The sequence below is a fragment of the bacterium genome (assembly GCA_019695335.1).
Lineage (GTDB): Bacteria > CLD3 > CLD3 > SB21 > SB21 > JABWBZ01.
On the sequence record JAIBAF010000001.1, the window covers coordinates 39,714 to 64,678 of the forward strand.

Consider the following 24,965-nt stretch of genomic DNA (forward strand, 5'->3'; position numbering starts at 1 on the left):
ATTAACTCCGGTTATTTTGAAGAAGTGACTCGGCAACCGTCATACATTTTTGGGGCCAAGTTCTTAAGTTTGGTTTTATGCGAGTTAACGTTTCACATGATGGTGCAACACGTATTCATTTTGCAATACTGCCAGAAATAGATGGCTCGTCCGACTAAAACTAATGGCTCATTCTTAAGCAGGACTTAATTCAGCATTAGAAAACTTTAATTTTTGAATTATTGATTAACGCGGGAATTCAGCTTAATTTTGACCCAGACGGAGGAGGCTTATGCGGTTATTATTGGTCGAAGACGATAAAAAAGTAGCATCGTTTATCATCAAAGGTCTGACTGAATCCGGATATGCGGTGGATGTGAAGTCCGATGGACGTTCAGGGCTGGATGCGGCGCTTACGGAACCTTATGATCTTGTTATTCTGGACTGGATGCTGCCTCAACTGGATGGCATTGCGGTTTGCAAAGAAATTCGTAAAGAAAATATTTATCTGCCGATTCTTTTCCTTACGGCTAAAGAATTAGCCTTGGATAAAGTAACAGGACTGGATTCAGGCGCGGACGACTACCTGACCAAACCGTTTTCTTTCATCGAGTTGCTTGCCCGCATCCGAACGCTGCTGCGCCGCGGTTCTCGGGCCGTCGAAGAATTGTCCGCAGACGATCTTATGATGAATGTTGCAGAACGGAGAGTTTATAGAGGAGGAATGTTTATCGATCTGTCCTCGAAAGAATTTTCGATTCTCGAATATCTTTTACGCAACAAAAATCGCCTGATCACGCGTGCTTCATTGACGGAACATGTTTGGAATATCAATTTTGATCGTGGAACGAATCTGGTTGACGTTTATATCAATTATTTGCGCAAAAAGCTTGATGTCGGCAGTAAAAGACCTCTGATTCACACTATTCGTGGATCGGGGTATATTTTAAAGGACGTTCACGCATGAGCCTGAGTTTGCAGACAAAATTTATCATTATTTTTTTAGCATTGGGTATTTTCGTCGCAGGATTGACTTCGGGAATTTTTTATGGTGTATTCAGGCATTTGGTAGAAGTACACTTGCAATCTGAACTCACCGAAGAAGCGCAGGTTTTTGCAGAGTTAGTGACGACGCATGATGGACGAATCGAACTGAAAGAGAGCAATGAGTGGCTTGAATATGAACACATCAAAAATTCTGAATACAGCCGTTTTGTCACGATTACGGACATCACTTACCGAACGATCCGGAAAACCAATAACCTAGGTGTGTGGAATTTTCAAGATTACTATGATTTTCAACCGGTCAATTCAACTGAAGCGGTGAATATTGACATCGACTCTGTCCATGTATTATGTGTTGTCATGCCGGTTCGTGAAAATGATAAAACCGTGGCCTATATATTAGCTGCATCCGACGTTCACCAATTATCAGGATATGTAAGTGTATTGGAAGAAGCGGCGGGTTATTCCATTATTCCTGTGGTCATTATCAGCTTTATTGTTGCATATGTTTTGGCTAACCGCGTTATCCGTCCATTGAAAAAAATCCGAAAAGCCGCACGTGGAATAGACTGGCAGCATTTGGATCTGCGATTGGATACCGAGTCAACCGAGCCGGAGATTATCCGTCTGACGGAAACGTTGAACCGTTTATTTGAACGTTTAGAAAAATCATTTCATCAAATTAATGAATTTTCATCCAACGTTTCTCACGAATTGAGAACGCCGCTTACGATCCTGCGTGGTAATATCGAAGTAGGACTTTCAAAAGATCGTACGGCAGAGGAGTATGTACAAATATTAAGTGAATTGCAGGAAGAAACGTTGCATGTGATCAATATCGTTGATGCATTGCTGTTGCTGGCAAGGGCCGACTCCCATAAGATACGTATTGAAAAAGAACCGGTTGACCTGAAACACTATTGTCAGGAAGTTAAAAAAGACTGGGAGGTTCTGTGCAGTTTGAGACAACAAACGCTGACGTGCGCGGTGAACGATCTTCCGTTATTGCCAATAGACAAAAAATTATTTTATCAATTGATGTTGAATTTGGTGTCGAATGCGTCGAAATATTCTCCTATTGGATCGCCGATCCGGATTTCGGTCAACGTCAATAATGGTAAAACCAACCAAATAGAAATTCACGTGAACGATGAAGGAATAGGTATTGATCCTGACGAATTGCCGCGTGTATTTGAGCGCTTCTATCGTGTGGACAAAAGCCGTTCTAAAGAATTCGGCGGCTCCGGTCTGGGTTTGGCCATTTGCAAAATGATCGCCGAATTGCATGGCGGCTCGATCAGCCTTTTAAGCGAACGGAATAAAGGAACGACGGCAAAAATTATTTTACCCATTTGAAGATCTAATCGATATCAAGCAGGAATTTTAGAATTTTTTCTATTTCATGTCTTTTTGGTTCAGGTAAAGTATGAGCGATTTCCTTATATGGATTCATCGAGATGCTGGCTCCCAGTTTTTTAAATTCTGATTCGGCAACCAAAGCTGAGCTTTCAAAATTATCTTCAAGCATTCCATGACCGATGTAAATCTTTTTACCTTGCAGGAGTTGGCTATTTTGAATGCTTGTCAGGCTTTTTGGATCAAATGACGCGCCTAGGGCAACGATTCCTGAAAACACATGCGGATACTTTAGTCCCAAATAATATGACAAACTTCCACCGGCTGAGAAACCGCCGATAAAGATTTGGCGGGATGCTATTGGAATTTTTTTCTGTACTTCGTCAATAGCCATGCGAATATTTTTCTCTGAACCTGTAGTCCACGACCAACCTGCTCCCGGAACGGCTTTTTCTCCCTGTGGTACCAATACTATAATTCCAAGAGAGTCCGCAGCCGGTTTCCACAAATCAAGAAAAGCATCAGCACGGTCGCCATATCCGTGTAAAGCTATAAACAATGGCCAAGTCCGTGATGACGAGTAGTTTGATGGTATGGAAAGTAAAGCCAGGTTCCTGCCCGAATCGGAGACTACTTCCAGAACATGCGTTGAATTTGGTTCAAAAGCCTGATAAGACGGACTGCAAGCAAGTATTGAAAAAATTGCTATAGGTATTATAAATTTCACAACGAATAGTATTCTCATAACAGCGCTTTTATCAAAAGATCACATTCTTTTACAAGCTTAATTCAAATAAAAATGTATTACAATCAAATTCAGTTGATTTCATGGAGTAAACTAAGTAAATACTTTACAGAAATTTCAAAGAAGGGAGCGATTTGTGAAACGGATATTTTTAATCACAGCAGCTTTTTGGTTTACGGCTACAATTGCATCGGCTCAGGATAAAATTGCCGAGCCGTCTTTACATGATCAATACATAACATCTGTCCTGTGGCAACAAGTTTCCGGCGAATACCGGGCCTTGTGTTACCAGGCATTCAATTGGGCGCGCGTTGCGTTGGATCAACAAATCGCCGGACCCAAAAAAACGAAACCTTTTGCTGTGATCGTCGATGTGGATGAAACAGTTTTGGACAATAGTCCATACAGTGCGCGGCAAATTCTTGATCGTCTGAATTATCCAGCCGGATGGGAAGACTGGACATTATCTGCAACCGCACGGGCCGTACCGGGCGCTTTGGAATTTCTTCAGTATGCCGCGTCCAAAGGCGCCGATGTTTTTTATGTCACTAACCGGAATGTTCGCGAAAAAAATGCTACGATCGAAAACCTGAAAAGCCTTGGATTTCCCAATGCGGATACGCTCCACGTTATGGTCAAAACCACACAATCGGGAAAAGAACCGCGCCGGCAAAAAGTAGCTGAAACTCACGAAATTGCTTTACTCGTTGGAGACAACTTAAATGATTTTTCGGATGTATTCGAAAAGAAATCCGTCGATGATCGTTTCAAAGCTGTTGAAAATGCCAAAGGATTATTCGGCCAAAAATTTATTGTAATACCCAACCCTATGTACGGAGACTGGGAAAACGCTCTGTATAATTATAATAAACTGACAGAGAAAGAGAAAATCGATATTCGTAAGCAAGGATTACGAACAAAGTAGTTAAAAATTGGAATGGAATAAAAAAACCGTAATGATTGCTATTACGTTTTTTTCTTGGTCGTGCCTAAAACTTCACACGCGTGCCCGGATTTTGCCCGTTGCATAGCCGATAATCAAAAAGATTACAGTCATGGCGACGATGGTCGGTCCGGATGGTAAATCCTGAGTGAACGAAACGAACAATCCGGCCGGTATTGATAGTCCCGATGTTAAAACTGCTATTATGAAAATATGCCGGATATTGTTGGATAGCTGAATAGCTACGATTGGCGGGATCACCAATAATCCGAATACCAATAAAATGCCGGCCGACTCAATCGCGAGAGAAATTAAAATTCCAACCGTTATGTAAAATACCACATTCCAAACTTGGGGCCGATAACCCAATGTTTCAGCCATTTCCGGATCGAAAGCAATGAACATAAATTCCTTATAAAATAAAAAATGTACGCTTCCGATCAAAACCAACGCTCCCAGCAAAATATATATGTGATCCACGGTGATGGTAAGAATATTGCCGTAGAGCAGCATCATCAGATCGGCGTCGCCACGCGGATGTTTGGATAAAAGCAGGATCGAACCGGCGGACGCAATAATGTAACCGAGCGCAAGGAAACTGTCCTGCGGGATCTTTTTAGTCTGAAGATTCATTGCAAAGATCCACACGCCGATCAGCGTCAGAACCAATGCGGCGATAAACGGATTGAGTCCGAACAATATGCCGAGCGCAAAGCCTGACGATGAAATTTGAGCCAACGATGCTCCGACGAATACGATTTTCCGTAACACGATATACACCCCGAGAAACGAACACATCACACCGACTAAACAGCCGGTGATCAATGCACGTTGCATAAAATCAATTTCAAAAACATGAATCAGCGTTTCCATCTTATTCTCCGACTTGAATCACATTGCGTCCGCGTAACGTGTCGACGTGAACGGGAATGTTATATAATTTAGATAAATTAGCACCTGAAAGAATTTCACTCACGCTGCCTACCTGGAATGCATTGTTCTCGACCAGTACAATTTTCTCCACGTAATTCGCTACTTCGTTAAGCAAATGACTGACCATAATAATCGTGAGCGAGTCTTTGACGTGCAATTCAGCGATGAGATCAAGAATTGATTTTTGCGAAATCAGATCCATACCGTTAGTCGGTTCATCGAGGATCAAAATATTCGGTCTCGTAGCCAATGCCCGTGCAATCAATGCGCGTTGTTTTTGTCCGCCGGATAAGTTTTTGAATAAAACTTTTTCAAGATGTTCAATGCCCACGTGTTTGAGGCATTCTCGTGCCCATTCACGGTCTTTACGCCTGGGACTAGCGAACATTCCAATATTTTTATAAGTACCCATCAACACGACTTCCAAAGCCGAGAAAGGAAAGATCGTGTCGAGATGTTCCTTCTGCGGAACGTACCCAAAGTCCAAGTGATCTGAATTCCGGACACAGGTTCCGCTGATAGGTTTTAAAATGCCCAGAACAGAGCGAAGAAAAGTTGTTTTGCCGGAACCGTTTGGGCCAACGAGCCCGATAAAATCATTCTCGAAAATCGTACAATCAATGTTTTGCAAAACGGTTTTGGAGCCGTAGCCGAGAGTACAATTTTTTAATTCGATCAGAGCTTTTTTTTCCATGATTACACCTTGATTAAAATCATGTAGAGCGGAACAGTGTCCGCTCTACGTACAACGATCTTCGTCTTGTCAATTCACGCCTTTAAGAACGGCGACAATTTGTTTCAGATTATAGTCAAATATGTCAAAATACGTATAAACGCCTTCGATACAACCGACCGACGTCGCAAGCTTGATGGCTTTTGCGCCCGTTTGCGATGCCAGCGATTTGGGAGCCTGATCGCTGAAATACGGCTGATATCCGATCAGTTTAACATTATCCGATTTAATAAGGTTCGTCAATTTGTATAAATGCGACGGCGTAGGCTCCAGTCCCGGTTTAGGTTCGACGAAGCCGACTATATCAAGCCCGAATGCTCGGGCGAAATAGCGCCAGTCGTCATGGTATACGATTACCTGAGAACCTTTATAAGGCTCCATCAATTTAGCCCATTCGGCAATTTTTATTTCCGTCAGCTTCTTAAATTGCGATAACCGTTCATTGAAAAAAGGAGCATCGGAAGGCGACAATTTACACAAGGCATCGCAAATTTCCGAAGCGATGATCGTACCATTCGCGGGATCGAGCCAGTAATGCGGATTGCCGTACGGATGCACATCGCCATGGCTGGCATCTACTTTGAATGTCGGAACGTCGAGCTTGTCGATATCTTTGGAGCAATCGACAATTAATAAATCTGAATTACGCGCGCCATCAATCAGCGGATCAGCCCAGATGTCCAGGCCCATACCGATTTTAACGTACATTTTGGCTTTTTTGATGCGCAGCATGAAACTGGGTAACACTTCAACCATATGAATGTTCTGGCTACCGCGTGCGATGCTCGACGATTGAATTTTATCGCCACCGATCGCGTCGGCTATGGATTGGAGATCCGTCGTACTCGTGACAATCTGAATTTGTGCGGAAACATTAAAACCAAAAAAAATGCTAAAAAAAACAGCCAACAATATTTTATTCATAACCTTACTCTTTCAAATTTTAATTTTTGATTAAAACGCATGCGCTTTATGAGGGCCGAGTGAAAAAACAGTCTGCAACATCACTGCACTAAACGATTTTGAGCCTTCGGGTTTGGTATTCGATACGACGAGACGAAATACCAACGTTTCTTCAACTGGGAGGAAATTAAAATTGACCGAAACCATTCGCGTAAGATCCTTGTTGTCGATCGTTTGCGAAAGATCGAATTTCGATCCGATTTCAAAACGCCGTTTGAACTGATAGTTGGCCGCCGTATAAAATCCCCATGTACTTAGTCCTGCCGAACGGCTCCACAGTCCTTCAGCCCATAACGTAAATGAGGTGTATTGATCTTTACGCCATTTGTATTTTAGATCGCCGTTTAAATATTTAAACCGTTTAGAAGTGCTATCACTGATGCCGGTTGCGGCGCTGATACCGGTTTCCAGTACAGTGTAATCCGATAAGGTGAAAAACGAGTTCATCCGGCTTGCATAGAATAAGTTATTTCGTTCGCCGTCAAGGCTATTGCCTGTGCCGATAGTCGCGCTGATTTTAGTATAGACGTCACCTGTAGGCAGCAGTGTGTTAAATTCAACGCCTTCGTCTTTCAATCCTTCATCGCCGAAATAATTCGACTGATAAAGAGGTCTGTACACAAAAGGATATGCATGCGGATGTGCCGAGTTGAGTTTACTGAAGTCAACGAGAAATTTTCCACCTTTAATATTGAAATTCAGTGGAAGGCCTTTGAGAATTGTAAAATACGCTTCTTCAATATCGACCGGTTCGTCTTCTTGACCTGTAAAAGCGACAAAAACATCCGCTCGTGCATACGGATTCAGTGGAGCTTGAATGGCTAGTTCAACTTCTTCAAGATTGAAATTCAAGTGGTTCTTATCCTCAGTACCGGGTTCGTTGTGCCATGAAGTCCTGAAATCTGGAATGACGCTGATATCAGGATTAACCTGGGTTTGTGAAAACGATGGACGATAGCCGATAAAAAATATTAAACAAAGAACGACCAAATTTTTCATAAGTTTTTCTTTCCTTGATGAATAAAAAAATCCCGTTTTGTTTAAAACGTGATGAGGACCGCAATGTGGAAACGAATAAAAAATTAGGCTAGGGGAGAACCGCGTCCGGGAGCTGAAGTAAGAAATGGTTTTGAAAATGCTATGCGGGAAGTGTGGGTTAGAAAGGAGAGATAAAACTCATTTTTAACCGGAATCCATGCATTAAGAGGTAATAGAAACCGTTGAGTAGAATTTTTACATGTAATGCAATGATGGTCGTAATCAAATCCGGCAGTAAGATGTTCTTCACATCCGGATTCATGTAATTCATGTTTGGCGGCATGCGGTTTGACACTTTCGGCGTCAACCGTAACCTGATGCCGGTGAAAAAAGGCAAACGTAGAGGAACATGCAAGGCATAAATAAACCAGCGCAATGGGCCACGTCAAAGCCCGGGTATGTCGCAAGCCGGCGAGGATCATTCAATGGCCTTAATGGTGCCGGTAGCGTACGAAATCTGCCATTTTTGCGCAACATCTTTGCCGGTAAGATCTTTTGTGGGATAGAGTGTCATGACGTAAGGAGAACGAGCGACGTTTGACTTATCGGCGAGTTTCTGACCGCTTGAAACCGGCCATGCGAAAGCTATTGGAGTAGGTTTGACGACGGTCAGCGTAATATCGGCTTTAATGATTTGAGTGCCGGCCTTTTCTAATTCAGCGAGCTTGGCTTCGTGATCTTTCACCAGTTTAGCGTAATGTTCTTTGCCTAATTTATCGAGAACATCCGTCGCGGTATTGGGATCAAGTTTGGCCAAATCCTGGGCGAAAGCCGTTGAAACCGATACAATTAATAAAGTAAAACAAACTCCAACAATGTTTTTCATGGCGCGTCCTCTCGATAGTTGTTTTTGAGTTGCCATTAGAGTACAAAAAATGTTTTCCACAAACAAGGGAATTTTTGGGGCAAAAAAACAAGATTGAAATTTCATGATTTAAGGACAGTCCCGGTTAAAAAAATATTTTATCAGGAATAATTGGAGCCGATACTGCGATATATTGTCCAAGAAAGGAAAATTATTCTATGTTGATACATAATGTTGAACGTAGTTTTCATGAGAACGATGGTTTTCGTCGAATGTTTACACCTGATCATCTTACATTAGGTGTTTTTTTTCCGATTGAAGCGTTTACGCTTGATCAACCGACCATGCATAATCAGGTTAATTTAGCTAAGCAGGCAGAACTTGGCGGTATGGCTGCTTTGTGGTTTCGTGATGTTCCGCTGCGCGATCCGAAATTTGGTGACATCGGGCAGATTTTTGATCCGTGGGTTTATCTTGGATACATTGCAGCTCAAACGTCCACGATAGCTTTGGCTACGGGAGCGATCGTTCTGCCGATCCGCCATCCTCTACACACGGCAAAAGCTGCGGCTTCAGTCGATCAATTGTCCAAAGGGCGTTTGGTTTTAGGAATTGCTTCGGGTGACCGGCCTGTCGAATTTCCGGCATTTGGCGTTGAGATGCAATTCCGAGGCGATTTATTCCGGGAACATTTACGGGTGTTCAGACAATCTTTGTCGGTCACCTATCCGACGATTTCAAGTTACTATGGAGCGATGGCCGGGGCGGATCTCGTGCCGAAGCCTTTTGCGTCGTCGATTCCGACAATGATCGTAGGCCAAAGCCAGCAGGAATTATCGTGGATTGCTCAAAACGGTGATGGGTGGTTTATGTATCCGCGGCCCGTAACTCTTCAAAAAAATGTTGTCGATGAGTGGAGGAAAATTGTTGATGCCGAAAAGCCCGGCGCTTTTTTGCCTTTCGGGCAATCCTTATATATTGATTTGAATGAAGACCCGTATTATCCGGCAACACCAATTCATTTAGGTTATCGGATAGGAAGAAATGGATTGACGGAACTATTAGGACATCTTCAAATGATTGGTGTGAACCACGTGATTTTGAATTTAAAATATGGCCGCCGTCCAGCCGATGAGGTACTGGATGAATTAATAGAGTACGTAGTTCCCCATTTTCCAGCCGTTCACACGAACAGTCGAAGTGAAAATCACGTTCATCTGGCTGTCGGTGGATAAGTGATTTTCAGTGGCGGTGCAAATCCTTGTGCAGAACTTTGCGTGTTTCACTGAGGCGTTCATCCGGTGGAAGATCGTTCAACGATTTGTGGAGGATTTCATCGTTTTCGGCTCGGAGCAGTTTGATCATATAGTCGATCACGCTGGACGGGAATATGGATTCACGCTCGTAAAATTTTCTTTTATCGTTAAGAATTTTTGAAGACTCGACGCAATTTTTCGCAATCACGGGCAGTTGTTCAAGAAGGCTTTTATCTTTAAAGATATTGCCCTTCACGTATAATTTTTCTGCAAAAGAAATACTTTCCTGATGCGCAAGACCCCAGTCCGCCGCCAAAGTAATTCCGGCAAGGAGAGGATGAATAAGCGCGCTTCCGTCCGGCGTACGCAATTCAACCGTCTGGCCGTTGGCGCCGTTGGTGCTTAATGCCGATTCCTGCGGATTGACGGTTTTGGCGAGGTGGTGCGTTTGAGTCCATCCGAGAGGTACACGGATCATCGCACTGCGATTCAGGTCGCTCCAGCATACGCGGGTAGGCGCTTCCTGATCGGGAACGAGTCTCAGATAAGATGATCCGACCGTATTGCCAAAGGCCGTCAGCGAATCGGCATACGTACATAATCCGCCGATAAGTTTTATTGCTTCGACCGATAAATGGCCGTCGGCATCGCGCATGATATTACGACCGTTTTTCCGTATTTCCATATGGATATGTAAACCGTTACCCGCCACGCCTTCTTCGATTTTCGGCGCGAATGTCGCGACGCAACCATGTTTGTGCGCCACATTACGCATCAGCCAGCGCGCAACGATTAAATGATCTGCAGCGTCGGTAATTGCCGTGGGTAAAAATTCTATTTCCAGTTGTTCCGCCTGTCGTCCACGAATCTCTTCCAAATGACTAAACACATGTTCCACGTAACCGACTTCGCTATGGGCATACTTTACTGCGCCTGTGATCTGGGCGATGTGGCGCATCATTTCATTGAGAACAGGGCCGTTTTTGACGAAAGGTGCTGACGCGTGGTAACCTTTTTGTTTCGAAGCATGATACATAGGATCGTTCAAAGGGCTGAGGAGGAAAAATTCCAATTCTCCAAGAGCGTACAACTCGAGTCCGGTGTTCTTTTTGAATAATTCATAAGCATTGTGCAGAATATTGTCCAGTGCGAACGGCGCTAATTGCCCGTCCGGCGTGATATAACGGCACACAAAATCAAGGCTGTTGTCGTCAAAAGGATTGAGGAAGGCGGTTTTATAAACAGGAACAACGTAGAGATCGGACAATCCCGCGTCGACCATGCCTTTGAAAAGAGACGACCCGTCAACGCGTTCGCCTTCGGCGAGGATTCTTTCCGCATGGCCCCTCGAAGTGATGGGTAATTTCAATTCCTTGAGCTTTCCATCCAGTGCCGTATAATGAAATGTAATCCGTTCGATGTGCTTACGTTCAATGACGTTGATCAGATCGGCCCGTGTAAACTGATCCGGATTTTTTTCAACGATCCTGCAAATGGGGTTCGACAAAGCATAATATGGCGTCATAATTTCTCCGGCTAAGTAAAATCAAACCGATAGAAAATAAGAAGACAGACGGGGAAAAACTATGATTCTTGTCAGGTTTGGGGCGTTGGGAAGTTGACACCGGAGAGCACAGAGGTCGCTGAGTTTTAAAAAATAAATACTCTGTGTTCTCTAATGTGGATTTTATATCAGCTTTAAATGCGACAACATTGCGCGCATTTTTTGTTTGTTGGCGTCCTGCATGGGCACGAGAGGAAGGCGATAATTTTCCTCGATCATTCCCATCATCGCGAGCGCGCCTTTGACGGGAATCGGATTGGATTCGATAAAATTCAAATTCATCAGATCTAAATAGCGATAATGAATTTCCTGTGCTTGGGGAAAATTGCCTTGGCGCGCAAATTTTACGATTTCTGCCATGGTCTTTGGGATCACATTGGCTGCAACGGAAATAACGCCGTCGGCGCCGATACCCATCATCGGCAGTGTCAACGCATCATCGCCGGATAATACCAGAAAATCTTTTCGGCGATGATTCAGAATTTCCATAAATTGCCCGAAATTCGCAGAAGCTTCTTTAACGCCGATGATATTTTTAATTTCCGTCAGCCGCAAAATAGTTTTAGGCTCGATGTTGCTGCCGGTGCGCCCGGGAACATTATATACAATCGCCGGAATTGAGATGGATTCGGCAATAGCTTTGAAATGTTGAAAAAAACCTTCCTGTGTCGGCTTATTGTAATACGGTCCGACGAGTAAAACGCCGTCCGCACCGAGTGACTGGGCTTGCTCGGAATATTTGATTGAGGTCGCTGTCGCATTGGTTCCCGTGCCGGCAATGACCGGAATACGTCCTTTATTTTGCTCGATGACAATTTGAATGACGCGTTTTCGTTCGTCGGCGTCCATTGTGGCCGATTCACCAGTCGTGCCGCAGGGAACAAGAAAGTCCGTTCCTTGGTCGATTTGAAAGTCAACCAACCGTCGCAAAGATTTTTCATCAATGCTACTGTCTTTTAAAAAAGGCGTTACGATGGCAACGCCGCTGCCTCTAAGCTTTTCAATATTCATAGGTACCCTGCTTGTTTTACAAATTCAACATATCCGACAATGTGTATAAACCTTTTTTATTACAAATCCATTCCGCAGCTAACACTGCCCCAAAAGCAAATCCGCTGCGATTTCGTGCCGTGTGGATCAATTCAATACTGTCAGCCGGTGAATCAAACAAAACGGAATGCGTTCCCGGAACGGAGCCCGTACGAATGGAAGTGACGTGAAGCTGTTCCGGGGAAATTTTTCCTTCCGTCTTCGCCGTTAATATACTTTTTTTCCGATTAATTTGCCGCAGAAGAATTTCAGCAATACTCAGAGCGGTTCCGCTTGGGCTGTCGGCTTTTTGATGATGATGAATTTCCTGCAGCGCAACGTCATAATCTTCAAAATGATTGAAAAATGTTCCGGCGGTTTCTACAATTTTCATAAATACATTAACGCCTATGGAAAAATTAGACGCGTACAAAAGCCCGATATTTTTTTCGTGTACGATCGTTTTAATTTTTTCGAGATGAGTGTTCCATCCGGTCGTTCCGATCACAATGGGTTTTTGAGCTTGAGCACAGATTGTTACATTCTGGATTACCGCGTCCGCAGATGAAAAATCGATACACACGTCTGCGTTTGAAATTTTATCGGTAGACATCAGGCGCGATTTTGAGAATGAACCAATGATCGAATGTCCTTTATCGCACGCAATGCGCTCGATTTCTTTTCCCATTTTTCCGTAACCAATCAGAACGATATTCATAGTGCACCTATTCGAAAATGGCGGATGGAAGCGGGCCGGAGAAAAACTCATCGTGCAAACGTCTGACGACAGCGTCAGCATCGGATTGCGCGATCACAAAAGTCAGATTAATCTCCGAAGCGCCTTGCGATATCATGTTCATATTGACGTCACGGATCGCGTTAAACGTGCGTGCCGCAATGCCGGGCGTGTAGCGCATTTGTTCGCCCACAAGGCATACAATAGCACGTTCCTGCTCGACGGCAACTTGAGCAAAACGTCTAAGCTCGGCAACCGCTTCTTCCAGGCGATCTGAAAAATCAATGGTCAATGAAACACTGACTTCAGTGGTAGAAATAACGTCGACGGAAATCTTCAACCGTTTGAATACTTCGAAAATCGAATACAAAAATCCGTGGGCCAGTAACATGCGCGTCGATGTGATGTTGAGAATCGTAATATTTTTTTTGTAGGCGATCGATTTAATGACGCACGTGTTCAATCCTTCCAGCGAGCGATCATGTTTCGCGGTAATCAACGTGCCGGATGATGCCGGGTTTTTGGTATTGAATACGTGTACGGGAATATTGCATTCAACGGCCGGAATGATCGTAGCCGGATGTAAAACTTTCGCGCCGAAATAAGCTAATTCTGAAGCTTCCTGAAAAGTCATGACTTTCACTCGTTTAGCTCCGTTCACCATTTTCGGATCCGAAGTGAGCACGCCGTCTACATCCGTCCAGATTTCAATATCTTCGGCATCGAGTGCAGCGCCGAGCAAAGCCGCTGTATAATCCGATCCGCCGCGTCCGAGCGTCGTTGTAATGCCGTCTTTGGTATTACCTACAAATCCCTGCGTCACGATTAATTTTCCCTTTTCCAAAGCAGGCTTCATGTGTTTTACCGAATGTGTTTTCAATAAATTTGTATCCGGTACTGCGGCGGTGAATTGATTATCTGTAAACATCACATCACGTATATCCAGCCAAGCCGTATCGATTCCGGTTTCACGAAATGCGGCCGCAATGATCACTGAAGATAATAATTCGCCTTGTGCCGCAAACATATCGAGCGAGCGGTCCGTGAGTTCGCCCAGCAGCGAAATACCGTCGACAAGACTTTGCAGTTTATCAAATGTCATCTGCAGAAACGCGTCAACTTTTTCCCGTTCGGCGGGTTGATGGATCAACTCTGCCGTAATACCGGAGTGCCGCTCGTGCAATTTTCTTAGAATCGCTTCGGCGTTATGTTTCTGTCCGGCTACGGCAAGACGGGCGCTTTCCAATAAATGGTTGGTCGCACCGGCAACGGCCGACACGACAACAACCGGTCGTTTGGATAATTTATTTTGAACAATATGGATGACGGAGCGGATAGCCGCCGCATCCTGAACCGACGTTCCGCCGAATTTCATGACGATCATAGATTACCGGAAGATGAGTTATAATAATTTTTTTGCGTAGAGTAATTCCGCATTAAGTACGGCCGCTCCGGCCGCTCCGCGGATCGTGTTGTGGACAAGACAAGTAAACTTAAAATCTAAAACTTCACACGGACGAATACGGCCGACGGAAACCGCCATGCCTTTTTCAAGATGGATATCCAATCGCGGCTGAGGCCGGTTAATTTCTTCATGAACGATGATCGGCCTTTTGGGCGCCAAGGGTAATTCCAGTTCCTGAGGTACACTTTTAAAAGTGCGTAACCGCTGTTTGATTTCATCCACAGTGGTAGTTTTTTTTAGTTTGACGGATACCGACGCAAGATGACCGTCAAGAACAGGAACGCGATTGACCGAAGGACTGATCACGATTTTAGAAAATTCAATACGCTCTTTGTTTAACTTTCCAAGGATTTTCAAAGGTTCGGTACGAATTTTTTCTTCCTCTTCGCCGCCGACGAAAGGAACAATATTGCCTAAAACGTCCATTGAGGCTACACCGGGATAACCGGCGCCGGATATGGCTTGCATGGTCACGGCCGTCATTTTCTCGACGCCGAAATTGCGGTCAAGCACATGAATAATATTCAGAAACGCCATGATCGAACAGTTGGAGTTGGTAATAATAAATCCGTCTTTGAAACCGCGATTTTTTTTCTGAACGTCAATGAGTGCGAGATGATCGGCATTGATTTCGGGATATATCAGCGGAACATCCTCAGCCATACGATAATTTTTGCTATTGCTTACGACGGCATAACCGTGGCTTGCAAAATCTAATTCGATTTCACCTGCAACGGAGGAATCCAAGCCCGAAAAAGCTATCCGGGCATCGAGTGACGGTTCGCAAGACTGTACAGTCATGTCCGCAATGCGCTCGGGGATCGGAGTATCGAGTTTCCACTGGACGATGTCGCCGTATTTTTTTCCTGCCGATTTTTCAGAAGCGGCTAACGCGGTGATTTCAAAAAACGGATGATGATCGAGTAACTGAATGAACCGTTGTCCGACAATGCCTGTTGCACCCAATACGGCTGCTTTGATCTTATTCATGTCTTTCCTTTTTTAACTGAAAACAAAATATACGTTTTCACTAAAAATGTCAATGAGACATTGTGCCCGAAGCGGTTGCTTGATTTTAGAAATGCGTTTACCTACATTCAGCCGCGTTTTGAAATAATCGATCATACTTTGCGTTACGAAACTGATGCCGTCCATTTATCTCGATCATCACGCGACTACGCCGGTTGATCCGCGCGTTCTCGATGCCATGTTGCCTTATTTTTCCACGCACTTCGGCAACGCCGCGAGCCGTCAGCATGTTTTTGGCTGGGAAGCCGAAGAAGCCGTGACGATCGCACGCAAACACGTCGCGGAGTGCATCGGCGCCGAAGCGAGTGAAATTGTTTTTACGAGCGGCGCGACCGAATCGAATAACCTGGCGCTCAAAGGGTTAGCCGAAATGTACGGACAAAAAAAAAGGCATTTGATAACGACCGCGATCGAACATAAATGCGTATTGGATGTTTGTGAACATCTTGAGAAATTCGGTTATTCCGTTACTATTTTGCCCGTTGATGAACAAGGGTTTGTTGACCCGGACGATATTAAAAAAGCCATTACGCATGAAACGCTTGTTGTATCCGTTATTATGGCGAATAATGAAATCGGTACGATCCAGCATTTGAAAGAAATCAGTCAAATTACCCGTGAGCGTGGCGTTTTTCTTCATTCCGATATGGCACAATCATTTGGAAAAATTGATGCGGAAGTGAATGAACTGGGGATTGATCTGGCGTCAATTTCGGCGCATAAAATTTACGGGCCGAAAGGCGTTGGCGCGTTGTATGTTCGTCGTAAAAATCCCCGCGTTAAAATTGCGCCGCAAATGGACGGCGGCGGTCATGAGAATAACATGCGCTCGGGTACTTTGAATGTTCCGGGTATCGTTGGGATGGGCAAAGCAGCCGAACTTGCGCGCATGGAATTCGAAGAAAATTTTTGGAAATACGTCCGGCTTCGTCATCAACTTTTTGAAGGTTTGCATACACACATTCCGGAATGTTCATTAAATGGCCCTGATATTTTACCCGAGTCGGTGCTTCGATCCTACGGAACGGCACAAGAAGCATCTAAAAGAATTCAACGACTGCCGAATAATTTGAATATGAGTTTCGGATCGGTTCCGGCGGATAATCTGATGATGGCGGCAAAAGAAATTGCCGTATCAACGGGTTCGGCCTGTATGAGCGCAACCCGTGAACCGTCGTACGTATTAAAAGCCGTCGGCTTAAATGATGACATATCCAGAAGCTCGATCCGATTCGGTATTGGCCGTACCAATACAGAGCAAGAAATAGCTTATGCCGTTTCACGGTTGTCACAGGCAATGGCAATTTTGAATTCCGCTTCGTCTGCTTAAAAAATGAAAGGAATTACGCTTGTCCGATAAGAAAAAAATATTGCGATTATTTCATTATGGTTTATTCATTCTAACCAGCCGTGGTCATGATCAGACTGAACCCAAGCCGTACGCCGCATCGACCGTAACGTGGGTTTCGCAAGCTTCCTTTGAACCGCCATTGATCATGCTCGCACTCAGAAAAGAAAGTTGGGCCAACGAAGCAGTACGGCAAAGCGGGGTTTTTGTTCTGAATCTCGTTGGAAAAAGCAAAAAAGAAATGGCCGGAAAATTTTTTAAAGAGATTAAAATTGCCGGCAATACTATCAATGGTTTTGAATTCGAACTTACTGAAAATGGCATGCCCGTATTTAAAGAAGCCGCCGCCTATATTGAGTGCAAAACGGTTGATCGAAGCGAAAAAGGCGATCACGATGTGATCATCGCGGAAGTAACGGATGCAAAATTATTAAAAAATAACGAGGAATTGCTGCTGCTCCGCGATACGGGATGGAATTATGGAGGATAAATCAATGTATTATAACCAAGTCAAATCAATACTTAAAATAACTTTTAAATTACTATGAAAAAAATTGTATCGTCAGATACTCTAAGGGCGGAACGCATTGCGCCAGGACAATATCAAACAGAAAAATTTCCTGTTCTTACTTACGGGCCGACGCCTCGTATTGATACTAAAGAATGGAAGTTGGAAATTTTTGGAGAGGTTGAACAAAAAATCATAATGAATTGGGATCAATTTATGGATTTGCCCAAGGTTGAAGTGTTTGCTGACTTTCATTGTGTGACGACATGGAGCCGGCTGGATAATCGATGGGAGGGCGTGCTGTTTAGTGAGATTGTAAAATTAGCCGGAGTGAAACCTTCAGCGAAATTTGTAATGCAACATTGTTACGGCGGGTATACGACCAATTTGCCGCTCGAAGTCATGATGGATGGAGACGTGGTGTTGGCTTACCGGCATGACGGTGAGTCATTGCCTATCGAACATGGAGGGCCCATGCGGGTGATTGTGCCGAAACGGTATGCGTGGAAAAGCGCTAAATGGGTTCGTGGCATTGAATTGATGGCCAATGATCGTGAAGGATTTTGGGAACGCAACGGTTATAGTAACAGCGCCGATCAATGGAAAGAAGAACGCTATTGGGAAGAAAAATAAAATTTCATTATTTTAAATGAACATCCGGTAAAAGGATTTATGAGACTAAAATTTTTTTTATTAATTGTTTTATGTATGCTGACAGCCAGCGCGTGCCGCAATCGAAGAGAAACGGCAAGGAAGGAACTTGAAAAACTTGGCGTTGAATTTACCGATCAGTCTTTCCTAGAACGCGTTCGCAAAGGTGATGTCATTCTCGTTGGGATGTTTTTGAATGCGGGCATGGATCCTAACATCCGTTTTACGAAAAGTAATGATTCGAATGCTACGGATGAACTCAATAACTCAACGCCATTGATGATTGCCGCCCGTGAAGGTCATGTCAAACTCGTTAGGATGTTCCTTGCCAAAAACGGTGATGTCCGCGCCCGGGCGACCAACGGACAGACGGCTTTGATGTATGCCGCGCGGTATGCTCCGCGTGAACTGGTAGCCGATTTGATCGCGGCCGGTGCTGACATTAACGCCAAAGACATTGATGGGAAAACGGCTTTGACTTTTGCTGTATTATTGGATCGGGGCAATATCGTCGAACTTCTGCTGGAAAATGGAGCGGATCCCAACGTCAAAGATCGGTTTCAGTTTAATCCGCTCATGCAGGCGGCGATCAAAGGCAAGCCGGAGATATTAAAAACTTTGTTAAAAAAAGGCGGAGATAAAATGTCGTTGACTCCGGACGGTAAAACGATTCTGATGCTTGCTTCCGAATATGGCCGTGCTTCTGCCGTGCGATTACTCTTAGAAGAAGGAGTCGATGCAAAAGCAAAGGACAAATCAGGCAAAACAGCGGCACAAATTGCAGAAAACAAAGGACATCCGGATATTGCGGCAATGATACGATCGGTTAAAAATTAACCCAAAAATACCCCAAATTTTTGAAACTTTAATTGCATATTCCGTAATTGTATATTGCGCAATTGTAAATTGCTAAATTGCATTGTTGTTCAAGCACCTAATTCTCTCTTTACCCATCGCATTGTATTTCAGTCTTCAAGCAGGAGGATAAATGAAATTTTTTACAATTTTCATGTTCCTGGGGGTGTTGTTAAATCTGTCAGCATGTGGAAGAAAGATCGATTATGAGAAGGAAAAAGCGTCAATTTTAGAATTGTACAAAGCGGTCAATCAGGCTCATTTCGACCACGATGCTGTTAAATTTCTCGCTTCATCGGCCGATAAGTGGTATTCAATCGGTAACGGGGAAGTAAAGATCAGGACGAAACAAGAAGCTGCGCCCGGTCTAGATCAGTATTTAAAAAATACGCGATTTCTTGAAGTGACGGATGTCAATTCGCCGATTATTGAAATTTCCGAAGACGGCAAATCGGCCTGGTTGATCGGCGAAGTCAAGGTTCGCGGCATTCAACGTAAGAAAGACGGTACCGAAGAAGAAATTGCTTTCCGGAGCTCGTGGTTGTCCATTTACAAAAAAGAGAAAGACAAATGGCAACGGGTTGCGACATCGGCTTCTGCTCGCGATGAATTTGCCAAAAGTGATTTTCGGGAGTCTTTTTGAATCGTCCGACCGTGCTGATGGTGCCGGGATATACCGGCTCAGGCCCTGACCACTGGCAGAGTCTTTGGCAACTGCATCATCCGGAGTATCGCCGCGTGGAACAACGCGATTGGGATCATCCGGAGCGGGATGAATGGGTGAGTGCGCTGAATGAATCTATTCTGGCGATTCAAGGACCAATTCTGCTCGTTGCGCACAGCCTCGGATGTCATACTGTAGCATGGTGGGCAGGGCAGTTCCATGCTGACGTTTTCGCTGCGATGTTAGTCGCTCCCTCTGATCCCGACGAACCTAACTTTCCTTCTGCTATTCGTGGATTCCATCCGGTCAAGCTTCAGCGATTTTCATTTCCTGGTTTGGTTGTAGCCAGCACCAACGATCCGCTGGTAACAGTAGAGCGGGCAAATTTTTTTGCCGATTCATGGGGATGTGATTTTAAAAGCGTCGTGAATGCCGGGCATATTGCGACAGCTGATGGCTACGGCGCTTGGAATGAAGGCCATGTGTTACTCGAAAATTTAAAAATTTTAAATAACGGGCACTAATATGTTGATATGGGTTATAATAAGTTTCTTCGTTATCTCCGACGAATCAGCTCAGAGTGTTATGCAAAAAGCAGAGACACATTTTTACGAAGGGCGCCTGGATCTATCGGTTAAATTACTGGATTCGTGTCTTTTGAAAATTGATCGGTCGGATAAATTGACTCATGCCAAGCTTCTCATCAAACGCGGTAAGATGTACGCGTTTCAAAGTTTTACATCCAACGTAGGTTATGAAGAAGCGTTGGCGTCGTTGTTCGAAGCCCGGGAATTGCTTGACACTACGCGCGATTTTGGCGAAGAAGCCGAAATGAATACCTGGCTGGGGTTTACTTACTATGCCATGCGATATAACCGTGGCGAAAGTGATTATGATCGCCCTGCGGATTTCTTTCAGAAGAGTTTGGTTTTAAGCAGGAAAATTAGTGATGCACGCGGCGAAGCGGAAGCCATTTTCTATAGCGGTATCATTCATGAGCGCCGTCAAAGCGCCGATCCATTGCCTTTTTACAGGCAAGCAGAATCCATAGCACGCCAGAATGGATTCAAACTTGAATTGTCCTATGCCACGAGGCATATCGCGTTTTTGATGCAGAAGGAAATGAAATTGGAAGAAGCTTTGGAGCTATTTACTGAATCACTGAAATTGCGCGAAGAGATCGGTTTTAAAATTTATCTTCCGTTTTCATACCTGAGCGTGGGCGATGTGCTGTTAGAGATGAATCGCGTTCAGGAAGCGCTGGAGTACTTTGATAAAGCGCACAGACTGGCCAGTCAGCTCGACAGCAAACGCGTTGTTGCCATTGCGTTGCTATCGCTGGGCCAAGCCCACAAAAGCCTAAAAGATCTGACTCGTGCCCGTCACTGTTTTATTGAAGCCAAAGAACTATCGAAAGCAATTCAATACAAATCCGGCGTGGACAATGCCGAAAAAAATTTAAAAGAACTTGATGCGAAATAACGGTACTGCATAAAGTTTTACTTCCTGCCTTATATCTTCCTGTTTTCCAAAAAAATCCTTAAAAAACATGAAACTTTAAAATTGCCATACGTATGATTTTATGTCTGCGAGAATTTCTATTTACTTCCGTTCTTAGATAAAGATTCAGAATATATTTCGTTCCATGCAAGGAGGAATCATGAAACTATCCCGATTGTTTTACCTGTTGGTCCTTTGTCTGGCTGCGGGCGGAGGATTTGCCCAGAACAATGAGACCAGTGTCGTTGATGACGACGTTATCGACCAAATCCGAAAGAAATATTTTTCTAATTCAAAAAATTTCATGATCGTCCAAGGTGACTACGAAATGAAGTCCGGCCGTGTAATCGATAAAGACATTTTGGTTGTTAACGGTAATCTCCGTATTGCCGGTACACTCAATGGCAGCGTGGTCGTAGCTAATGGTAATATCGTTTTGGAAGGTGAAGGCGAAATTATTAAAAATGCAGTAGTCATTCATGGAAAAATTATTGTTGAAGACGCCAAACAAGTTGAAGGTAATCAGGACGAAATCGATTGGAAGGATTTGAATGACGTCGGTAATACGCGGTTGGTCATTCCACTGGCTGAAAAACCGGAACTGCCTGAATTGCCGGTTATTGACGAGAATAAAATAGAATCGATCCATGACAATATGCAGTCACTGAGCGAAGAGATGCGCCAATTGGCTGAACAAATGAAGGCCCGGCAGGATGAATTCACGGCCGAATTCAACAATCGCTACAAACGCGAAATGAGGAAGAATAGAAAGAAGCAATGGGAAGAAAAGGATTGGGACGAGGATCAGGACTGGAACGAAAGCGAAAATTTGAATCAGAATGAAAATTGGAATCGGGATGAAAATTGGAATGAAAATCAAAATCAAAAGTGGAATCGTAACTGGGAAGACGAAAACTCGGGCGATGAGGAAGAATCGTCCGACGACGATGATTGGCAGAATAAACACAATCGTTGGGATGATTTTTCCGATGTAGATTTTACCGATGAAATTCAAACCTTTCAAAGAAAATACAAAACGAATTATTTTACATTTGATTACAATCGCGTTGACGGAGCGTATTTGGGTTTGAAAATTGAAAAGAATCACAAAATATATAAGAACAAACCATTTAATCTTTACGGTGAATTGGGATACGCTTTCAGCCGAGGTAAATTTAATTATCAATTAGGGTTGGACAAATTTTGGGGAAGAGCTTTCCGTTTTGAAGTTGGAGGAGAATTTCACGATTTGACCGGAACACAGGACGATTGGTTGGTCGGGCATTATGAAAATATGTTCAATGCTTTATTGTTCAAGAACGATTATAGAGATTATTATCGTACGCGTGGCTATGGCTTTCATGCCAGTCAAAACCTGAATCCATATTTGAAATTAACGGCGGGTTACAATACCGATGAATATTCGTCGTTGCCGAATGAAATTCGGTGGGGGCTGTTTTTACCAAAAAAAGATTTTCGAATCAATCCTGCGATCGATGAAGGTACCATGGTGACGGTTTCCGGCTCTGCCGAATTTAATAATTTATCCGAATATCATTGGAAGCGTAAAATAACCAAACGTCGGGGATGGAAGTTTGAAGCGCGCGGTGAAAAAGGTTTGGACAAATTGAATTCAGATTTTCAATTTGCAAGATACACGATTCAAGCTGCCCGGTATCAGCCATTGAGCCGTTGGGAAAATCTTGATGTCAGAGTAATGGCAGGTGCGGCGACAGGTGACGTACCGGCCCAAAAATTATTTTACCTGGGCGGTATTTCGACGTTGCGCGGGCATAACTTCAAAGAGTTTTCCGGTAACCAGATGGCGTTGGCTAATGTAGAATATAGAATCAGTTCCGGTCGATTCAGCGATGATAAAATTTTCTTGCTCGATCCGTTCAGCGTGATTTTGTTTATGGATGCCGGCTATGCCTGGAATAATAAAATATTCAGCTATCGCGATGTAGCAAAAGGGGTGAATCTGAACGATATGGAAACGGATTTGGGCGTTGGTTTCGGCGATGAGAGTGATTTTTTCAGAATCGATGTAGCTAAAAACATATCAGTGAAAAACAGTTCGTATAAGGTCAATTTCAGAATCAATTACGCTTTCTAAATTATTTCCTCCATAGCAGCCAATAAAAAAACCTCGCGAAGATATTCGCGGGGTTTTTTATTGATTATTATAATTTACTTTGATATAAAGTGTATGGACTGTGCCGCTATACACTTTAGGAGCATGTTCCATACACTTATAACGTTATCAACTCATTGAATTTTTTACTGATAAATACGTGGCATAGAATTTTCATAGCTTCTTTACAGCAGTCAAACTTGGCCAACTTCAAAGCATAAAGGAGTATGATCATGATTTTGAGAAATGAAAAAAAATTATTAACAAATCAGCTGATAGGTACGGCATTGTTGTTATTGACAACAATTATGCTGTTGTTTTTTATTGGATGTGAAAAGAAAGGTAATCTTGTCGAGCCAGGAGATGGTAACCAAACATTGATTATTTCAAATCAAAAATTGTCAACTAATCCCGAAGAGGACACTGGTAAAGAACTTCCAAGATATGATAGTGCACTTACAATTTATTATTCGAAAACTGACGCACCGTCCTATAATGATGAGACGCTTTACATATCGTTAGGAATTGTCGATAATCAAAATTACCAATTTGTTAATTTTGGGGATGCCACCATTGGAGGCACTCCCATTGAATTGCGTAGCGATAGTATTGCAAGCGGAATGTATTTTTATCATTCAATATTCGGAAACCATTTTCCAAATCCTATTCCATTAGGATTAACATTTCAAAACCAGCCCAATGTCACTTTTGCAAACTCATCTCAGATAAACAATGTGAATGAAACCCTTAACACTCATCCCGTTATAACATTTCAAAATATTGGAGCTAATCAAACTATTGATATCACCGAGGATCTAACCATCCATCTTTCTGGGGATCTACACCATGGTGGAGTTGGTATCTGGCGTGAAGGTATGGATAACTGGAGAACCTTTGAAGTTACCGAATCTACCAACATTATTATCATTCCCAAAGAAGAATTACAAGCCTTATACAGCCTTTATGGTCATGATAATTTTCATTTCATGGCTTTTGATCGATCAGTTATTCAGACAATTGAATGTACGGATAAGAGTATCAGCGGCAAAAAATATTACCTTCCTGTTGTTTATGCCAATTATCATTGGCTTCAATATCTAACATTGACTGAGTAAACTTAGTTAGAACGGCGAAAAATAAAAAAAAATTTTTCGCTGTCCTCATTTCTTTATCTGAAAATTATGAGAGGCACTGTTATAAAAAATATCTCTATTATTATCTGTTTCGCGACCTGTTTTTTTTTAAATCCTTTTTTAAAAGCAGGTGAAAGCTCATCAAAGTTTGAAACAATATCCATTCAGTCCGGAGATATTGAACAACTTGGTGGATGGCCGATTACGCGAAGATGGTATGGCATTACGCTTCAAAATCTCAAAACCGCTGGTGCAAAACGGATTTTTATAGATTTAGCATTTGTCAAAACAGATTTAGTTCATCCAGAATCAGATGATTTTTTTTATGAACAGTTAATTAGTTATCCGGACGTTTATATTTTAACTGATGCTGAAACTAATCTAATTTTGGGAGGAAAAAATATTTCTGAAAATAGATTATATCATCCTTTTTCTGATGGATTAAAAGCTGATCATAATGGCATTCAATACAAGTATGGTGCGCGCACACTTCCAGACTTTTTTGTTTCTCATCTTTCATCAAATGACATAGTAACTGTATTCCCTCAGCGATCAATACAGGCTGGTTACACATTAATCCAGGCGATACGCGG

25 protein-coding genes are annotated in these 24,965 nt (G+C 43.3%); 13 read left to right on the top strand and 12 right to left on the bottom strand.

Annotated features, from left to right (window positions below; genetic code table 11):
* Window positions 1-271: 271 nt before the first annotated feature.
* Together K1X84_00185 and K1X84_00190 are read left to right on the top strand one after the other, a co-directional pair.
* Window positions 272-946 carry a response regulator transcription factor gene (locus K1X84_00185; protein MBX7150023.1) on the top strand — a complete coding sequence of 225 codons (675 nt, stop codon included), beginning with the start codon at window positions 272-274 and terminating at the stop codon, window positions 944-946.
* Window positions 943-2,340, top strand: coding sequence for a HAMP domain-containing protein (locus tag K1X84_00190; protein ID MBX7150024.1), 1,398 nt, complete (start codon window positions 943-945; stop codon window positions 2,338-2,340). The genes K1X84_00185 and K1X84_00190 overlap by 4 nt, the downstream gene beginning before the upstream one ends.
* 4 nt (window positions 2,341-2,344) lie before the next feature.
* Here K1X84_00190 and K1X84_00195 read toward each other — a convergent pair whose 3' ends face one another.
* Window positions 2,345-3,085, bottom strand: coding sequence for a hypothetical protein (locus K1X84_00195; GenBank protein ID MBX7150025.1), 741 nt, complete (start codon window positions 3,083-3,085; stop codon window positions 2,345-2,347).
* 136 nt (window positions 3,086-3,221) lie between these two features.
* Between K1X84_00195 and K1X84_00200 the strand changes: the two genes are divergently transcribed.
* Window positions 3,222-4,010 carry a 5'-nucleotidase, lipoprotein e(P4) family gene (locus K1X84_00200; GenBank protein MBX7150026.1) on the top strand — a complete coding sequence of 263 codons (789 nt, stop codon included), beginning with the start codon at window positions 3,222-3,224 and terminating at the stop codon, window positions 4,008-4,010.
* A gap of 72 nt (window positions 4,011-4,082) precedes the next feature.
* On the opposite strand, the gene K1X84_00205 is transcribed toward K1X84_00200, so the two are convergent.
* The 6 genes from K1X84_00205 to K1X84_00230 form a co-directional block, all read right to left on the bottom strand.
* Window positions 4,083-4,901, bottom strand: coding sequence for a metal ABC transporter permease (locus tag K1X84_00205; protein MBX7150027.1), 819 nt, complete (start codon window positions 4,899-4,901; stop codon window positions 4,083-4,085).
* 1 nt (window position 4,902) lies between these two features.
* The gene (locus tag K1X84_00210; GenBank protein ID MBX7150028.1) at window positions 4,903-5,655 is read right to left on the bottom strand and encodes a metal ABC transporter ATP-binding protein; all 753 of its coding nucleotides are present in this window, start codon (window positions 5,653-5,655) and stop codon (window positions 4,903-4,905) included.
* A 69-nt stretch (window positions 5,656-5,724) separates the two neighbouring features.
* Entirely contained in the window at window positions 5,725-6,618 is an 894-nt protein-coding gene (locus tag K1X84_00215) for a metal ABC transporter substrate-binding protein (GenBank protein MBX7150029.1), read from the bottom strand.
* Window positions 6,619-6,648: 30 nt separating this feature from the next.
* Window positions 6,649-7,656: a hypothetical protein gene (locus K1X84_00220; GenBank protein ID MBX7150030.1), complete on the bottom strand. Its 1,008-nt coding sequence runs from the start codon at window positions 7,654-7,656 to the stop codon at window positions 6,649-6,651.
* An 83-nt stretch (window positions 7,657-7,739) separates the two neighbouring features.
* Window positions 7,740-8,117: a hypothetical protein gene (locus tag K1X84_00225; GenBank protein ID MBX7150031.1), complete on the bottom strand. Its 378-nt coding sequence runs from the start codon at window positions 8,115-8,117 to the stop codon at window positions 7,740-7,742.
* Complete coding sequence (locus tag K1X84_00230) at window positions 8,114-8,521, bottom strand: hypothetical protein (protein MBX7150032.1); 408 nt, start codon at window positions 8,519-8,521, stop codon at window positions 8,114-8,116. Before K1X84_00230 ends, K1X84_00225 begins: the two co-directional genes overlap by 4 nt.
* A 251-nt stretch (window positions 8,522-8,772) precedes the next feature.
* Here K1X84_00230 and K1X84_00235 point away from each other — a divergent pair, with 251 nt between their 5' ends.
* The gene (locus tag K1X84_00235) at window positions 8,773-9,735 is read left to right on the top strand and encodes an LLM class oxidoreductase (protein MBX7150033.1); all 963 of its coding nucleotides are present in this window, start codon (window positions 8,773-8,775) and stop codon (window positions 9,733-9,735) included.
* A gap of 7 nt (window positions 9,736-9,742) precedes the next feature.
* Here the strand turns inward: K1X84_00235 and K1X84_00240 are convergent, their stop codons facing one another.
* The 5 genes from K1X84_00240 to asd form a co-directional block, all read right to left on the bottom strand.
* Complete coding sequence (locus tag K1X84_00240; protein MBX7150034.1) at window positions 9,743-11,281, bottom strand: glutamine synthetase family protein; 1,539 nt, start codon at window positions 11,279-11,281, stop codon at window positions 9,743-9,745.
* A 162-nt stretch (window positions 11,282-11,443) separates the two neighbouring features.
* Window positions 11,444-12,331 (bottom strand): 4-hydroxy-tetrahydrodipicolinate synthase, encoded by an 888-nt coding sequence (gene dapA, locus K1X84_00245; protein MBX7150035.1) that lies wholly within the window; start codon window positions 12,329-12,331, stop codon window positions 11,444-11,446.
* Window positions 12,332-12,347: 16 nt separating this feature from the next.
* Entirely contained in the window at window positions 12,348-13,067 is a 720-nt protein-coding gene (gene dapB, locus K1X84_00250) for a 4-hydroxy-tetrahydrodipicolinate reductase (GenBank protein ID MBX7150036.1), read from the bottom strand.
* Window positions 13,068-13,074: 7 nt separating this feature from the next.
* Complete coding sequence (gene lysC / locus K1X84_00255; protein ID MBX7150037.1) at window positions 13,075-14,469, bottom strand: lysine-sensitive aspartokinase 3; 1,395 nt, start codon at window positions 14,467-14,469, stop codon at window positions 13,075-13,077.
* 18 nt (window positions 14,470-14,487) lie between these two features.
* Complete coding sequence (gene asd / locus K1X84_00260) at window positions 14,488-15,540, bottom strand: aspartate-semialdehyde dehydrogenase (protein MBX7150038.1); 1,053 nt, start codon at window positions 15,538-15,540, stop codon at window positions 14,488-14,490.
* A gap of 154 nt (window positions 15,541-15,694) precedes the next feature.
* Here asd and K1X84_00265 point away from each other — a divergent pair, with 154 nt between their 5' ends.
* From K1X84_00265 to K1X84_00305, 9 genes are all read left to right on the top strand, one after another.
* Complete coding sequence (locus K1X84_00265) at window positions 15,695-16,909, top strand: aminotransferase class V-fold PLP-dependent enzyme (protein MBX7150039.1); 1,215 nt, start codon at window positions 15,695-15,697, stop codon at window positions 16,907-16,909.
* Between the two features lie 19 nt (window positions 16,910-16,928).
* The gene (locus K1X84_00270) at window positions 16,929-17,417 is read left to right on the top strand and encodes a flavin reductase family protein (GenBank protein ID MBX7150040.1); all 489 of its coding nucleotides are present in this window, start codon (window positions 16,929-16,931) and stop codon (window positions 17,415-17,417) included.
* A 54-nt stretch (window positions 17,418-17,471) separates the two neighbouring features.
* Complete coding sequence (locus K1X84_00275; protein MBX7150041.1) at window positions 17,472-18,068, top strand: sulfite oxidase-like oxidoreductase; 597 nt, start codon at window positions 17,472-17,474, stop codon at window positions 18,066-18,068.
* 39 nt (window positions 18,069-18,107) lie between these two features.
* Window positions 18,108-18,923 carry an ankyrin repeat domain-containing protein gene (locus K1X84_00280; protein MBX7150042.1) on the top strand — a complete coding sequence of 272 codons (816 nt, stop codon included), beginning with the start codon at window positions 18,108-18,110 and terminating at the stop codon, window positions 18,921-18,923.
* Between the two features lie 151 nt (window positions 18,924-19,074).
* On the top strand, window positions 19,075-19,584 hold the full coding sequence (locus K1X84_00285) for a nuclear transport factor 2 family protein (protein MBX7150043.1): 510 nt from the start codon (window positions 19,075-19,077) through the stop codon (window positions 19,582-19,584).
* 14 nt (window positions 19,585-19,598) lie between these two features.
* Entirely contained in the window at window positions 19,599-20,129 is a 531-nt protein-coding gene (locus tag K1X84_00290) for an alpha/beta hydrolase (GenBank protein ID MBX7150044.1), read from the top strand.
* A 61-nt stretch (window positions 20,130-20,190) separates the two neighbouring features.
* Window positions 20,191-21,087 (top strand): tetratricopeptide repeat protein, encoded by an 897-nt coding sequence (locus K1X84_00295; GenBank protein ID MBX7150045.1) that lies wholly within the window; start codon window positions 20,191-20,193, stop codon window positions 21,085-21,087.
* A 178-nt stretch (window positions 21,088-21,265) separates the two neighbouring features.
* Window positions 21,266-23,221 (top strand): hypothetical protein, encoded by a 1,956-nt coding sequence (locus K1X84_00300; protein ID MBX7150046.1) that lies wholly within the window; start codon window positions 21,266-21,268, stop codon window positions 23,219-23,221.
* A 251-nt stretch (window positions 23,222-23,472) separates the two neighbouring features.
* Window positions 23,473-24,354: a hypothetical protein gene (locus tag K1X84_00305; GenBank protein MBX7150047.1), complete on the top strand. Its 882-nt coding sequence runs from the start codon at window positions 23,473-23,475 to the stop codon at window positions 24,352-24,354.
* Window positions 24,355-24,965 lie beyond the last annotated feature (611 nt).

Coding starts and splice junctions, on each gene's coding strand:
- K1X84_00240 (MBX7150034.1), bottom strand. CDS start 11,281: ATGACGCCATATTATGCTTTGTCGAACCCCATTTGCAGGATCGTTGAA.
- K1X84_00195 (MBX7150025.1), bottom strand. CDS start 3,085: ATGAGAATACTATTCGTTGTGAAATTTATAATACCTATAGCAATTTTT.
- K1X84_00210 (MBX7150028.1), bottom strand. CDS start 5,655: ATGGAAAAAAAAGCTCTGATCGAATTAAAAAATTGTACTCTCGGCTAC.
- dapA (MBX7150035.1), bottom strand. CDS start 12,331: ATGAATATTGAAAAGCTTAGAGGCAGCGGCGTTGCCATCGTAACGCCT.
- K1X84_00275 (MBX7150041.1), top strand. CDS start 17,472: ATGAAAAAAATTGTATCGTCAGATACTCTAAGGGCGGAACGCATTGCG.
- K1X84_00230 (MBX7150032.1), bottom strand. CDS start 8,521: ATGAAAAACATTGTTGGAGTTTGTTTTACTTTATTAATTGTATCGGTT.
- K1X84_00280 (MBX7150042.1), top strand. CDS start 18,108: ATGAGACTAAAATTTTTTTTATTAATTGTTTTATGTATGCTGACAGCC.
- K1X84_00305 (MBX7150047.1), top strand. CDS start 23,473: ATGATTTTGAGAAATGAAAAAAAATTATTAACAAATCAGCTGATAGGT.
- K1X84_00220 (MBX7150030.1), bottom strand. CDS start 7,656: ATGAAAAATTTGGTCGTTCTTTGTTTAATATTTTTTATCGGCTATCGT.
- K1X84_00285 (MBX7150043.1), top strand. CDS start 19,075: ATGAAATTTTTTACAATTTTCATGTTCCTGGGGGTGTTGTTAAATCTG.
- K1X84_00190 (MBX7150024.1), top strand. CDS start 943: ATGAGCCTGAGTTTGCAGACAAAATTTATCATTATTTTTTTAGCATTG.
- K1X84_00295 (MBX7150045.1), top strand. CDS start 20,191: ATGCAAAAAGCAGAGACACATTTTTACGAAGGGCGCCTGGATCTATCG.
- asd (MBX7150038.1), bottom strand. CDS start 15,540: ATGAATAAGATCAAAGCAGCCGTATTGGGTGCAACAGGCATTGTCGGA.
- lysC (MBX7150037.1), bottom strand. CDS start 14,469: ATGATCGTCATGAAATTCGGCGGAACGTCGGTTCAGGATGCGGCGGCT.
- dapB (MBX7150036.1), bottom strand. CDS start 13,067: ATGAATATCGTTCTGATTGGTTACGGAAAAATGGGAAAAGAAATCGAG.
- K1X84_00215 (MBX7150029.1), bottom strand. CDS start 6,618: ATGAATAAAATATTGTTGGCTGTTTTTTTTAGCATTTTTTTTGGTTTT.
- K1X84_00225 (MBX7150031.1), bottom strand. CDS start 8,117: ATGATCCTCGCCGGCTTGCGACATACCCGGGCTTTGACGTGGCCCATT.
- K1X84_00235 (MBX7150033.1), top strand. CDS start 8,773: ATGTTTACACCTGATCATCTTACATTAGGTGTTTTTTTTCCGATTGAA.
- K1X84_00300 (MBX7150046.1), top strand. CDS start 21,266: ATGAAACTATCCCGATTGTTTTACCTGTTGGTCCTTTGTCTGGCTGCG.
- K1X84_00185 (MBX7150023.1), top strand. CDS start 272: ATGCGGTTATTATTGGTCGAAGACGATAAAAAAGTAGCATCGTTTATC.
- K1X84_00265 (MBX7150039.1), top strand. CDS start 15,695: ATGCCGTCCATTTATCTCGATCATCACGCGACTACGCCGGTTGATCCG.
- K1X84_00205 (MBX7150027.1), bottom strand. CDS start 4,901: ATGGAAACGCTGATTCATGTTTTTGAAATTGATTTTATGCAACGTGCA.